Raw genomic sequence first — 12,995 nt, 5'->3', positions numbered from 1 at the left:
CCCCGTTTTTGCTCCCTTTTGTGGCAGTCATAACCCTTTGCTAGAAGCAAAAGCACCAAGCAGGAGCAGCACTTTCGTACCAGAAAATAATTCCTGACGAGTTGCCTATTATTCCGACAAAAAAAGGGTTGCACCCGGTTGCACCTCTTTCGGCGCACGGCTAATCTTGCCGCCAGCTGATGCCACGCAACTGTGGCAACCATGAGGATAAAAATATGGCTACCACCACCCTTGGGGTCAAACTCGATGACCCGACCCGCGAACGCCTGAAGGCCGCCGCAACCTCGATTGATCGCACGCCGCACTGGCTGATCAAGCAGGCAATTTTCAATTACCTGGAAAAACTCGAGGGTGGTGCAACCCTGACCGAGCTGAACGGTTTGACCGCCAAGGACGCCGATGAGGCGGGCGAAGTGCACACCGATCACGCCCACCAGTGCTTCCTTGAATTCGCCGAAAGCATCCTGCCGCAATCAGTACTGCGTGCTTCGATCACTGCCGCTTACCGTCGCCCTGAGCCGGAAGTGGTGCCGATGCTGATCGAGCAGGCTCGCCTGCCAGCGCCGATGGCAGAAGCCACCAACAAACTCGCCGCTTCTATCGCGGAAAAACTGCGTAACCAGAAAAGTGCCGGCGGTCGTGCAGGCATTGTTCAAGGTCTGCTGCAGGAATTTTCCCTGTCGTCCCAGGAAGGCGTAGCGCTGATGTGTCTGGCCGAAGCGCTGCTGCGTATCCCGGACAAGGGCACTCGCGACGCACTGATCCGCGACAAGATCAGCACCGGCAACTGGCATCCGCATTTGGGCAACAGCCCGTCGCTGTTCGTCAACGCCGCCACTTGGGGCCTGCTGTTGACCGGCAAACTGGTGTCTACGCACAACGAAGCTGGCCTGACCTCTTCGCTGAGCCGCATCATCGGCAAGAGCGGCGAGCCGATGATCCGCAAGGGCGTCGACATGGCCATGCGCCTGATGGGCGAGCAGTTCGTCACCGGCGAAACCATCGCCGAAGCGCTGGCCAACGCGAGCAAGTTCGAAGCCAAGGGCTTCCGTTATTCCTACGACATGCTCGGTGAAGCGGCCCTCACCGAACACGACGCGCAGAAGTACCTGGCGTCGTACGAACAAGCCATTCACTCGATCGGCAAAGCGTCCCACGGCCGTGGGATTTATGAAGGCCCGGGCATCTCCATCAAGTTGTCGGCACTGCACCCGCGTTACAGCCGTGCACAGTACGAGCGTGTGATGGACGAACTGTACCCGCGCCTGCTGTCGCTGACCTTGCTGGCCAAGCAATACGACATCGGCCTGAACATCGACGCCGAAGAAGCCGACCGTCTCGAACTGTCGCTGGATCTGCTGGAGCGCCTGTGCTTCGAGCCGCAACTGACTGGCTGGAACGGCATCGGTTTCGTCATCCAGGCTTACCAGAAACGCTGCCCGTACGTGATCGACTACGTGATCGATCTGGCACGTCGCAGCCGTCATCGCCTGATGATCCGCCTGGTAAAAGGCGCGTACTGGGACAGCGAAATCAAGCGCGCCCAGGTCGAAGGTCTGGAAGGCTATCCGGTCTACACCCGCAAGGTGTACACCGACGTTTCCTACATCGCTTGCGCACGCAAACTGCTGTCGGTGCCGGAAGTCATCTACCCGCAGTTCGCCACACACAACGCCCACACCCTGTCGGCAATTTACCACATTGCCGGTCAGAACTATTACCCGGGCCAGTACGAATTCCAATGCCTGCATGGCATGGGCGAACCGCTCTACGAACAAGTTGTAGGCAAGGTTTCCGAAGGCAAGCTGAACCGTCCGTGCCGCGTGTACGCTCCGGTCGGTACTCACGAAACCCTTCTGGCGTACCTCGTACGTCGCTTGCTGGAAAACGGCGCGAACACCTCGTTCGTCAACCGCATCGCCGACCAGTCGATTTCGATTCAGGAACTGGTGGCCGATCCGGTGGCGCAGATCGAGCAGATGGCGACCGTGGAAGGTGGTTTCGGCCTGCCGCACCCGCGCATTCCGCTGCCGCGTGATCTGTATGGTGCCGAGCGTGCCAACTCCAGCGGCATCGACATGGCCAACGAACATCGTCTGGCCTCGTTGTCCTGTGCCTTGCTCGCCACTGCGCACAATGACTGGAAAGCCGCGCCGATGCTCGGTTGCGCTTCCAGCAACGAAACGCCGGCAGCGGTTCTGAACCCGGCTGATCACCGTGATGTGGTCGGTCATGTTCAAGAAGCCACGGTTGAAGACGTCGACAACGCCATCCAATGCGCACTGAACGCCGCACCGATCTGGCAGGCCACCCCGCCGGCCGAACGTGCGGCGATTCTGGAACGTGCCGCTGACTTGATGGAAGGCGAGATTCAGCCACTGATGGGCCTGTTGGCTCGTGAAGCCGGCAAGACCTACGCCAACGCCATCGCCGAAGTCCGCGAAGCGGTCGACTTCCTGCGTTATTACGCGGTGCAGGCTCGCAACGATTTCAGTAATGACGCCCACCGCCCACTGGGTCCGGTGGTGTGCATCAGCCCGTGGAACTTCCCGCTGGCAATCTTCAGCGGCCAGGTCGCTGCTGCACTGGCTGCCGGTAACCCGGTACTGGCCAAACCGGCCGAACAAACCCCACTGGTGGCGGCTCAGGCTGTTCGCCTGATGCTTGAGGCCGGCATCCCGGAAGGCGTGCTGCAACTGCTGCCGGGTCGCGGTGAAACCGTCGGCGCCGGTCTGGTCGGCGATGAGCGCGTCAAAGGCGTGATGTTCACCGGTTCCACCGAAGTCGCGCGCCTGCTGCAACGCAACATTGCCGGTCGCCTCGACAACCAGGGCCGTCCGATTCCGCTGATCGCCGAAACCGGTGGCCAGAACGCGATGATCGTCGACTCCTCGGCTCTGACCGAACAAGTCGTGATCGACGTAGTTTCGTCGGCCTTCGACAGCGCCGGTCAGCGTTGCTCGGCGCTGCGCGTACTGTGCCTGCAGGAAGATTCCGCCGATCGCGTCATCGAGATGCTCAAAGGTGCCATGGCGGAAAGCCGTCTCGGCAACCCAGAGCGCCTGTCCGTGGACATCGGCCCGGTGATCGACGCCGAAGCCAAGGCGGGCATCGACAAGCACATCCAGGGCATGCGCGATAAAGGTCGCAACGTGTATCAGGTCGCTATCGCCGACACCGAAGAAGTCAAACGCGGCACCTTCGTCATGCCGACCCTGATCGAACTGGAAAGCTTCGACGAACTGCAACGCGAGATCTTCGGCCCGGTGCTGCACGTGGTTCGCTACAAGCGCAAAGAGATCGATCAACTGATCGGCCAGATCAACGCTTCCGGTTATGGCCTGACTTTGGGCGTACACACGCGCATCGACGAGACCATCGCCAAGGTGATCGACAACGTCAACGCCGGTAACGTCTACGTCAACCGCAACATCGTTGGCGCTGTGGTCGGCGTGCAGCCATTCGGCGGCGAAGGCTTGTCGGGTACCGGTCCGAAAGCCGGTGGCCCGCTGTACTTGTACCGCTTGCTGTCGACGCGCCCTACTGATGCCATCGAACAATCCTTCGCTCGCGGTGATGCTGCCGTGGCACCGGACGTTCGTCTGCGCGACGCCATGAGCAAACCGCTGACCGCGCTGAAAGCCTGGGCCGACAGCAACAAGTTTGCCGACCTGAGCACTCTTTGCGTGCAGTACGCTGCGCAATCGCAGAGCGGCATCACCCGCGTGCTGGCCGGCCCGACCGGTGAGAAAAACAGCTATGCCATCCTGCCGCGTGAGCACGTGTTGTGCCTGGCCGAGGTTGAAGGTGATTTGCTGACGCAACTGGCGGCGGTGCTGGCGGTAGGCGGTTCGGCGGTATGGCCGGAGTCCGACATCAGCAAGGCCTTGTTCGCACGCCTGCCGAAGGAGATTCAGGCGCGGATCAAGCTGGTTGCCGACTGGAATAAAGACGAGGTGGTGTTTGATGCGGTTCTGCATCACGGCCATTCCGACCAGTTGCGCGGCGTTTGCCAGCAGATTGCCAAGCGTGCCGGTGCGATCGTTGGGGTTCAGGGCTTGTCCCAGGGCGAGACCAACATTGCGCTGGAGCGCCTGGTGATTGAGCGGGCGTTGAGCGTTAACACCGCTGCGGCGGGGGGTAATGCCAGCTTGATGACTATCGGCTAACACCCGATAAACCGGGCACCTGCATGGGTGTCCGGCATAGCAACAGTCCCTGTGGGAGCGAGCTTGCTCGCGAAAGCGGTTTGCCAGTCAACGTGAATGTTGAATGTGCCGGCCTCTTCGCGAGCAAGCTCGCTCCCACAGTGTTTTGTGGTGTTTGTTAAGTCTGCGCGCGGCTTCAACATCACGCTTATCAATCATCCTGTTCAGCCTTTATCAGCACGCCTAGACTCGGCCCAACCCCAACTTCAGGTAGGCCGCCATGTCCGAAACGCTGCTCAGTTCCCGCAATCTGGCTTTCGAGCTGTATGAAGTCCTTGATGCCGAGGGCCTGACCCGGCGTGAGCGCTTTGCCGAGCACAATCGCGAAACCTTCGACGCCGCCATCGGCACCGCGCGCAACATTGCCGAAAAGTACTTTGCGCCACACAACCGCAAGGGCGACGAGAACGAGCCGCGCTACGAAGACGGTCAGGCGATTCTGATTCCTGAAGTGAAACCGGCGGTGGATGCCTTCCTTGAAGCCGGATTCCTCAACGCTGCGCGCAGCTTCGATGCTGGCGGCATGCAACTGCCGACGCTGCTGTCCCAAGCTTGCTTCGCGCATTTCCAGTCGGCCAACGCGGCTTCGACGTCCTACCCGTTCCTGACCATGGGCGCGGCGAACCTGATCGAGAGCTTTGGCACTGAGGAACAGAAACAACGCTTCCTGCAGCCCATGATCGATGGCCGCTTCTTCGGCACCATGGCGCTGACCGAACCGCATGCAGGTTCATCGCTGTCGGATATTCGTACACGCGCCGAGCCGGCGTCCGACGGCACTTATCGCCTGAAGGGCAACAAAATCTTCATCTCCGGCGGCGATCACCCGCTCTCGGAAAACATCGTGCACATGGTCCTGGCCAAACTGCCGGACGCACCTGCGGGCGTTAAAGGCATTTCGCTGTTCATCGTGCCGAAGTTTCTGGTCAACGATGACGGCAGCCTCGGCCCACGCAATGACGTGCTGCTGGCCGGGCTGTTCCACAAGATGGGCTGGCGCGGCACCACCTCCACAGCACTGAACTTCGGCGATAACGGTGAATGTGTCGGTTATCTGGTGGGTAAGCCGCATCAGGGCCTGAGCTACATGTTCCAGATGATGAACGAAGCGCGGATCGGCGTCGGTATGGGGGCGGTGATGCTCGGTTATGCCGGTTACCTGTATTCGCTGGAGTACGCCCGCGAACGGCCACAGGGTCGCGTTCCGGACAGCAAAGATCCGACGACGGCGCCGGTGGCGATCATTCAGCACGCCGATGTACGACGCATGCTGTTGACGCAAAAGTCCTACGTCGAAGGTGCATTTGACCTCGGCTTGTATGCAGCGCGCCTGTTCGATGACACCACGACGCTTGAGTCCGAAGCCGAGCGTAAACAGGCCCACGAATTGCTGGATCTGCTGACGCCGATCGTCAAGTCCTGGCCATCGGAGTTCTGCCTCAAGGCCAACGAACTGGCGATCCAGATTCTTGGAGGCCACGGTTACACCCGCGAATACCCGGTCGAGCAGTATTACCGCGACAACCGTTTGAACCCGATTCACGAAGGCACCCATGGCATTCAATCGCTGGACTTGCTCGGGCGTAAATTGGCGCAGAACGGTGGCGCTGGACTGAAGCAATTGATTCGACTGATCGCCACCACCGCTGAACGCGCGACGGCGTATGAATCGCTGACCGCCCTGCGTGAACCACTGGAAAAGCTGGTCGCGCGCCTGCAAACGGTAACCATCGGTTTGTTGACCGACCTGGCACAGGGCAAGGTCAATAGCAGTCTGGCGAATTCGGCGCTGTACCTGAAGGTGTTCGGCCACACGGTGATTGGCTGGCGCTGGCTGGAGCAGGCGATTCGAGCCGAGGAAGGGCTGGCCAAAGGGAATGCAGCGGATGCCGACTTCTATAAGGGCAAGTTGCAGGCAGCGCGGTATTTTCTGACGTGGGAAGTGCCGGGTTGCCACCATGAACTGGCGTTGCTGGAGGCGCGGGATGATACGTGCCTGGCGATGCAGGATGCGTGGTTCTGAAGCGCAACCCTCACCCCAGCCCTCCCGAAACCTCGGACCGCCCAGAGGGAGAGGGGGCCGACCCGAGGTGTCTACGCATCGACCTGAAAAACCGTGTCGATTATGGATTCGGTAAAGCACTTTCAGGTCGGCGTACTTCTCAAGCATCCCACATTCAGTTCCCTCTCCCTCCGGGAGAGGGCTAGGGTGAGGGGCTTTTCTGGTTTAACACTCAGCTGAGTTTGAACCCACCCATCTGCCGCGCCAGATCGTCCGCCAACCTCTGCAACATCTGACAATCCTCACGACACGCCCGAACCTCCCCAGCCGTCGCCCGCGCCAAATCAGAAATCCCCTGCACGTTACGATTGATCTCTTCCGTCACCGCCGACTGCTCTTCGGTCGCCGTCGCCACTTGATGGTTCATGTCACTGATGCGCTCGACCTGCCCGGTAATCGCCGTCAGCGACGCCCCGGTGCGCTGGCTCGACTCAACCCCGGTACCGGTCGCCGCCTGGCCGGTGCGCATCGACGAAACGGCGTTTTCCGCGCCTTGCTTGAGGCTGCCGATCATTTGCTGGATTTCGTCAGTAGACGCCTGCGTCCTGCGCGCCAAAGTACGCACTTCATCGGCGACAACTGCAAAGCCGCGACCCATATCACCGGCGCGCGCCGCCTCGATGGCGGCATTGAGCGCCAACAGGTTGGTCTGCTCGGAAACTCCGCGAATCACCGCCAGCACCGAATCAATCGACGCCACTTGATGCGCCAGCTCGCCGACCGCACCCGCCGCTACGCCAATCTCATCGGACATGCTTTCAATATGCTTGATCGAGCCGCCGACCACTTCCCGCGCCTGCATCGCCTCATCCCGCGCGGTTTGCGAGGCCAACGCAGCATTACCAGCGTTCTGCGCAATCTCCTGCACGGTCAGGCCCATCTCGTGAACCGCAGTTGCGACCATGTCGGTCATTTCCTGCTGACGGCCGGAACGTTCAGCGGTGTTCTCGACGACTTTCGCCACTTGCCCCACGGCCGTGCGCAGACGTTCACTGGTGGTCAGCACCTCGCCGATCATCCCGCGCTGGCTATCAAGGAAACGGTTGAAGCCCCGGGCTAGATCGCCCAGCTCATCGGCGCGACTGGAATCTAACCGGTGGGTCAAATCTCCCCCGCCGCTACCAATCGCTACCAGCGCGGCTGTTACCTGGCGAATCGGCCGGACCAAACCTTGCGCCAGCCACACCACCAAGGCCAGGCACACCAGCGCCACCGCAAGGCCGATGCCGCCGCTCATCCACATGGCTTTGCGCGCCTCGGCATAGATCTGCGATTGCGGCACTTCGGCCACCAAGGTCCAGCCCAGATCACGCAGAGGCAGGCTGAAGGCGAGGAAGTCTTCACCCTCCCTTTGGAAGCTGCTGCTCACAGCATTTTTTTGACCCATGACGGCTTGAGCAGCGGAGGCGCCAATCTGCTCCGTCAGCGTGCGTTTGCCGCTGAACTGCGCCTCGGGATGCACCTGGATCAAACCGTCGGAACGCACCAGATAGACCTTGCCGCGCTCACCAAAGCTGAAGTTGTGAATCAGCTCCGACAGCTCTTTCATACTCAAACCGAGCCCGGCCACACCGACTACCTTACCGGCCTGCTCCACCTTCAAATCAATGAACAGCGCCAACTCTCCGGTCGCCCCGTCGTTGTCGATGTTCAGGGTGCGCGGCTGATTGCTGTCGAGAAAGGAATAGAACCACGCGTCAGCCGGTTTTGAACGGCTGAGGGTGCGATCCAGACCTTTTTCGGTGATGTAGTGATTGGATTCGGTGCCGATGATCAAAGCGGTAAAAGCCTTGTGTTCGGCGCGGATGCCTTCCAGATACTGCGCGAAGCCAGCCGTTTTGCTGCTGTCTTCGCCTGAGGAGAGCCAGTCGCGGACCATCGTATTGCTGGCGATATCTTTGGCCGCCGTCAGCGGTTGCACGAGGATGCGCTCGATATCGTTGCGCGTCGCTTCAATGCTCGACGGCAGCGCTTGTTCGACCAGATAGCTCTGGGCGAGGCGGTTGACCACCAGGGTATAAATGCCAACCACGATCAGGATGCTGACCAGCAAGGCGGTGCCCATGCTGAGAATCAGCTGCCATTGAATACTGCGTCGCCACAACTGCATGGAGCACCCCCAAAGAATAAGTGGCCGAAACAATGCAACAGCCGTGCCGATTGTATACAACCCAGTCGACAATCTATTCTTTGGTTGTGCGCACCTCCATCAACCCTGATTGATGGTCTTGGCGATGGTGTCGACCGTGGCGCTGACTTGCTCTTGGTAACGGTCGAGTTCTTCTTTGTGCTGCTTCTTCATTTCAATCTGCTGCGAGCACAGATTCATCGCCGCCAGCACCAGCAAGCGGTCACCGATCAGTGTCGGGTATTTGCGCTTGGTGTCATCCAGCGCTGCCTTGAGCATCATGGCCGCGTCCAGCAGGGTCTGTTCTTCCCCGGCCGGTGCCTTGATCGAATAGTCCTCCCCGAGAATGGAGACGACTTTTACCCCTGCTGTATGGTGGTTCATGCGCTGACAGGACCTGCGTTGACGCGATCAACCAGGGCTTGAATGCGTGCAGCGGTGGCGCCGTGCTTTTCTTCCTGCTCCATCAGGTTCAGTTGCAGGCTTTCGTTTTCATCCTTGGCCTGGGCCAGTTCCGTGGACAGGGTCTGGTTGGTTTGCGCGAGTGTCTGGTTCTGTTGCACCAGGTCGCTGACGAGCTGTTCCAATTGGCTGAGGGATGCTTCCAACATTTTGATCTTCCAAGCGTTTTTCAAAGGGCGCGTACGATAAAGAAAAGTCATCACGGATGCCAGGGTTAAACCGGCGCAAAGCCTTGATTTTCCTGGTGGCCGACCGTTCTCGCGAGTTTTAAAGACTGTGATCTGCCGATCTGGTTCCTGCACTTCGTCGCCCCGGCCCCTATGCGACAAATACGCACAGTGCCTCAAGACTTTAGTCGCATGACCGATAAGTCATCCATATCGCAGTCTCAGCCCGCATGGATGCGGCCCTCTCTTGGTATCCGCCCATGTCCCTCCGCAATATGAATATCGCCCCAAGGGCGTTTACCGGCTTTGCCCTGATCGGCGGCCTGATGCTGATTCTGGGCGTTTTCGCCCTGAACCAGATGAGCAAAATCCGCTCAGCGGGCGAGGACATCGCGACGGCCAGCGTGCCGTCGATCAAGGCCCTCGATGAATTCACTCAACTGACGCTGCGTCTGCGAGTGCTGTCGTATCGGTTGCTGATCAACCGCGAACCGGACGTGCAGCAAAAAACCATCGAGCTTTTCGATATGCGCAACCGCCAGATCACCGAGGCGCAGCGTGCCTACGAGCCGCTGATTTCAAGCCCCGACGAACGTACGGCGTACGATCAGTACGTACAACTGCTGGCGCAATACCGTCAGCTCGAAGACCGCATGAAAACCCTGTCGCGCAACAACCAGATCGACGAATTGCGGCAGATGCTCAACAGCGATCTGCTGAGCAACTCTGAAGCGGTAAACACCGCCCTGGCGCGCTTGCTGGAGATCAACACCCAGCAAATCGCCGAGACCGATCAAGGCGCCAAAGATCAGTATTCGATGTCGTTCGATCTGGTGGTCACCCTGCTGGTGATCGCCAGCGGCTTGACCCTGCTCTTCGCCTGGCTGCTGACCGTCAGCATCACCAAGCCGATTTCCAAAGCACTGGACGCTGCGGAAACCATCGCCGAAGGCAACCTGACCCAGCCGATCCACGTTGACGGTGAAGACGAGGCAGGACGTCTGCTGGCAGCGATGGCGAAGATGCAATCGAAACTGCGGGACACCCTGCAACGCATTTCCGGCTCGGCCACTCAGCTGGCTTCAGCGGCTGAAGAGCTGAACAGCGTCACCGACGAAAGCGCGCGTGGCCTGACTCAGCAGAACAACGAGATCGAACAAGCGGCCACTGCGGTCAACGAAATGACCAGCGCCGTAGAAGAGGTCGCCCGCAATGCGGTGAGCACCTCCGAAGCCTCGAAGAACGCCACCACTTCGGCTGGCGACGGTCGTGACCTGGTCCAGGAAACGGTCAGCGCGATTGAACGCATGAGTGCCGATGTACAGAGCACTGCCAGCCTGATCGGCGATCTGGCCAATGAATCCCGTGACATCGGCAAGGTGCTCGACGTGATTCGTGGCTTGGCCGACCAAACCAATCTGCTGGCACTGAACGCGGCGATTGAAGCGGCGCGTGCCGGTGAAGCCGGGCGTGGTTTTGCCGTGGTAGCGGATGAAGTGCGTGCCCTGGCGCACCGTACTCAGCAGTCGACCAGCGAAATCGAGCGGATGATCGGCAGCATTCAGAGCGGCACCGAACACGCCGTGGATTCGATGCGCAACAGCACCGAGCGTGCCGAGTCGACGCTGAACATTGCTCGAGGTGCCGGCATGTCGCTGGACACCATCAACACCGCCATCGTCGAGATCAATGAGCGCAACCTGGTGATCGCCAGCGCCGCCGAAGAGCAGGCACAAGTGGCGCGGGAAGTGGATCGTAATCTGGTGAATATTCGTGATCTGTCGGTGCAATCGGCGACCGGCGCGAATCAGACCAGTGCGGCGAGTAATGAGCTGTCGCGGTTGGCGCTGGACCTGAACAACATGGTTGGGCGGTTCAGCCTGTAAATTTTGAGATCAAGATCAAAAGCCCCTCACCCCAGCCCTCTCCCAGAGGGAGAGGGGGAAAGGGAGCAGATCGGGGGCCTTTCAGATTTTCAGTTCGACGCGATATTTCAGGTCGATGTACCTTGCACAAACACCGCGATCAGTCCCCTCTCCCTCCGGGAGAGGGCTAGGGTGAGGGCAGCAATCGCCAGCCGAACCAAAACCTCGAATCCCCCAGCGTAAAAACCTTTTTGACAGCATCACATTTCAACAGGTTAGAATCGCTGGCACGCAGACTGCATGGTCAGTTTGTGCCCGTTTTTACGCTTCTGGAGTACTGCCTTTGAATGCGACGACCATCAACAGCCTGTTCTTGATCGGCGCGTTGCTGGTAGGCGCAAGCATTCTCGTCAGCTCGCTTTCTTCCCGTCTCGGCATCCCGATTCTGGTCATCATCCTCGCTGTCGGCATGGCCGCCGGGGTCGATGGCGGCGGGATCATCTTCGATAACTACCCGACGGCCTATCTGGTCGGCAACCTCGCCCTGGCGGTGATCCTCCTCGACGGCGGTTTGCGCACGCGGGTGTCGAGTTTCCGCGTGGCGTTATGGCCGGCGTTGTCGCTGGCCACGGTCGGGGTGTTGATCACCACCGGGCTGACCGGCATGGCCGCTGCCTGGCTGTTCGATCTCAATCTGATTCAAGGCTTGTTGATCGGTGCCATCGTTGGCTCAACCGACGCCGCAGCGGTGTTCTCGCTGCTCGGCGGCAAAGGCCTGAACGAGCGGGTGACCGCCAGTCTGGAAATCGAATCCGGCAGCAACGACCCGATGGCGGTGTTTCTCACCGTGACTCTGATCGACATGCTCGCCAGCGGCCAGACCGGTTTGCACTGGAGCCTGCTGACCCACCTGATCCGCGAGTTCGGCATCGGTGGCGTGATCGGCCTGGGCGGTGGCTGGTTGATGCTGCAACTGGTCAATCGAATCAACCTCGCTGCCGGTCTGTATCCGATTCTGGTGATCGCTGGCGGTCTGGTGGTATTCGCCCTGACCAACGCCCTGCATGGCAGCGGCTTCCTTGCCGTTTACCTGTGCGGTCTGGTGATCGGCAACCGTCCGGTGCGCAGCCGTCACGGCATTCTGCACATGCTCGACGGCATGGCTTGGCTGGCGCAGATCGGCATGTTCCTGGTGCTGGGGCTGCTGGTGACGCCGCACGATTTGCTGCCGATCGCCCTGCCCGCCCTGGGTCTGGCGCTATGGATGATTCTGTTTGCGCGGCCGCTGTCGGTGATGGTCGGCCTGCTGCCGTTCAAGGCGTTCCATGGCCGCGAGAAAGCCTTTATTTCCTGGGTTGGCCTGCGCGGCGCGGTGCCGATCATTCTCGCGGTGTTCCCGCTGATGGCCGGGCTGCCGAATGCGCAGCTGTACTTCAACCTCGCCTTCTTCATCGTGCTGGTGTCGCTGCTGGTGCAGGGCACGAGCCTGCCGTGGGTCGCCAAGCTATTGAAGGTGACCGTGCCGCCAGAGCCGGCGCCGATTTCTCGCGCAGCGCTGGAAGTCCACGTCACCAGCGAGTGGGAGCTGTTCGTGTACAAGCTGGGTGCGGAGAAATGGTGCATCGGTTCGCCCCTGCGTGAGCTGAAAATGCCCGAAGGTACGCGCATCGCGGCACTGTTTCGTGGCCAGCAACTGCTCCATCCGTCGGGTAGTACGGTGCTGGAAGTCGATGATTTACTGTGCGTTATCGGCCATGAACACAACCTCGGCGCCCTCGGAAAACTGTTCAGCCAGGCGCCGCAACGCGGCCTCGATCTGCGTTTCTTCGGCGATTTTGTACTCGAAGGAGACGCCCAGCTTAAAGCGGTTGCAGCGCTGTATGGCCTGCCGGCCGAGGGCATCGATCCGGACATGACCCTGGGCGCGTTCATTGCCCACAAGGTCGGTGGTGCACCGATCGTTGGCGACCAGGTGGAGTGGAACAACACTCACTGGACGGTTGCGGTCATGGACGGGAACAAGATCGGCAAAGTGGGCGTCAGATTCCCCGAAGGAAGTCGCCCGGGCCCCGGGCTCTTCCTCTAAACTGCGTCCACTCTCAC

At 60.0% G+C, this 12,995-nt stretch carries 7 protein-coding genes and 1 pseudogene; 5 read left to right on the top strand and 3 right to left on the bottom strand.

The features are described 5' to 3' along the window. The first annotated feature begins 215 nt into the window (after window positions 1–215). Together putA and AB4O01_RS22670 are read left to right on the top strand one after the other, a co-directional pair. Complete coding sequence (putA, locus tag AB4O01_RS22675) at window positions 216–4,169, top strand: trifunctional transcriptional regulator/proline dehydrogenase/L-glutamate gamma-semialdehyde dehydrogenase (RefSeq protein WP_093430113.1); 3,954 nt, start codon at window positions 216–218, stop codon at window positions 4,167–4,169. Window positions 4,170–4,428: 259 nt separating this feature from the next. After that, the gene (locus AB4O01_RS22670) at window positions 4,429–6,231 is read left to right on the top strand and encodes an acyl-CoA dehydrogenase (RefSeq protein WP_460089604.1); all 1,803 of its coding nucleotides are present in this window, start codon (window positions 4,429–4,431) and stop codon (window positions 6,229–6,231) included. 211 nt (window positions 6,232–6,442) lie between these two features. Here AB4O01_RS22670 and AB4O01_RS22665 read toward each other — a convergent pair whose 3' ends face one another. The 3 genes from AB4O01_RS22665 to AB4O01_RS22655 form a co-directional block, all read right to left on the bottom strand. Beyond that, on the bottom strand, window positions 6,443–8,380 hold the full coding sequence (locus AB4O01_RS22665; RefSeq protein ID WP_460089602.1) for a methyl-accepting chemotaxis protein: 1,938 nt from the start codon (window positions 8,378–8,380) through the stop codon (window positions 6,443–6,445). 99 nt (window positions 8,381–8,479) lie between these two features. After that, window positions 8,480–8,782: a cell division protein ZapA gene (locus tag AB4O01_RS22660; protein ID WP_064117128.1), complete on the bottom strand. Its 303-nt coding sequence runs from the start codon at window positions 8,780–8,782 to the stop codon at window positions 8,480–8,482. After that, complete coding sequence (locus tag AB4O01_RS22655; protein WP_007909525.1) at window positions 8,779–9,009, bottom strand: hypothetical protein; 231 nt, start codon at window positions 9,007–9,009, stop codon at window positions 8,779–8,781. The genes AB4O01_RS22660 and AB4O01_RS22655 overlap by 4 nt, the downstream gene beginning before the upstream one ends. Window positions 9,010–9,257: 248 nt before the next feature. Between AB4O01_RS22655 and AB4O01_RS22650 the strand changes: the two are divergent. The 3 genes and pseudogenes from AB4O01_RS22650 to AB4O01_RS22640 form a co-directional block, all read left to right on the top strand. Then, a pseudogene (locus AB4O01_RS22650) lies at window positions 9,258–10,010 on the top strand (MCP four helix bundle domain-containing protein); the annotation flags it as partial. A gap of 30 nt (window positions 10,011–10,040) precedes the next feature. Next, on the top strand, window positions 10,041–10,913 hold the full coding sequence (locus tag AB4O01_RS22645) for a methyl-accepting chemotaxis protein (RefSeq protein ID WP_371042268.1): 873 nt from the start codon (window positions 10,041–10,043) through the stop codon (window positions 10,911–10,913). 322 nt (window positions 10,914–11,235) lie between these two features. Further along, on the top strand, window positions 11,236–12,978 hold the full coding sequence (locus AB4O01_RS22640; RefSeq protein ID WP_007909521.1) for a potassium/proton antiporter: 1,743 nt from the start codon (window positions 11,236–11,238) through the stop codon (window positions 12,976–12,978). The last annotated feature ends 17 nt before the right edge of the window (window positions 12,979–12,995 follow it).

This window comes from Pseudomonas sp. S2_E02 (assembly GCF_054668355.1).
Note: the sequence above shows the minus strand (reverse complement) of the source record. Positions and strands in the feature narration are given on the sequence as shown.

What these genes read in the sequence shown, in the direction of transcription:
- AB4O01_RS22665 (WP_460089602.1), bottom strand. Translation starts at nt 8,380, where the DNA reads ATGCAGTTGTGGCGACGCAGTATTCAATGGCAGCTGATTCTCAGCATG.
- AB4O01_RS22655 (WP_007909525.1), bottom strand. Translation starts at nt 9,009, where the DNA reads ATGTTGGAAGCATCCCTCAGCCAATTGGAACAGCTCGTCAGCGACCTG.
- AB4O01_RS22660 (WP_064117128.1), bottom strand. Translation starts at nt 8,782, where the DNA reads ATGAACCACCATACAGCAGGGGTAAAAGTCGTCTCCATTCTCGGGGAG.
- AB4O01_RS22670 (WP_460089604.1), top strand. Translation starts at nt 4,429, where the DNA reads ATGTCCGAAACGCTGCTCAGTTCCCGCAATCTGGCTTTCGAGCTGTAT.
- AB4O01_RS22645 (WP_371042268.1), top strand. Translation starts at nt 10,041, where the DNA reads ATGGCGAAGATGCAATCGAAACTGCGGGACACCCTGCAACGCATTTCC.
- putA (WP_093430113.1), top strand. Translation starts at nt 216, where the DNA reads ATGGCTACCACCACCCTTGGGGTCAAACTCGATGACCCGACCCGCGAA.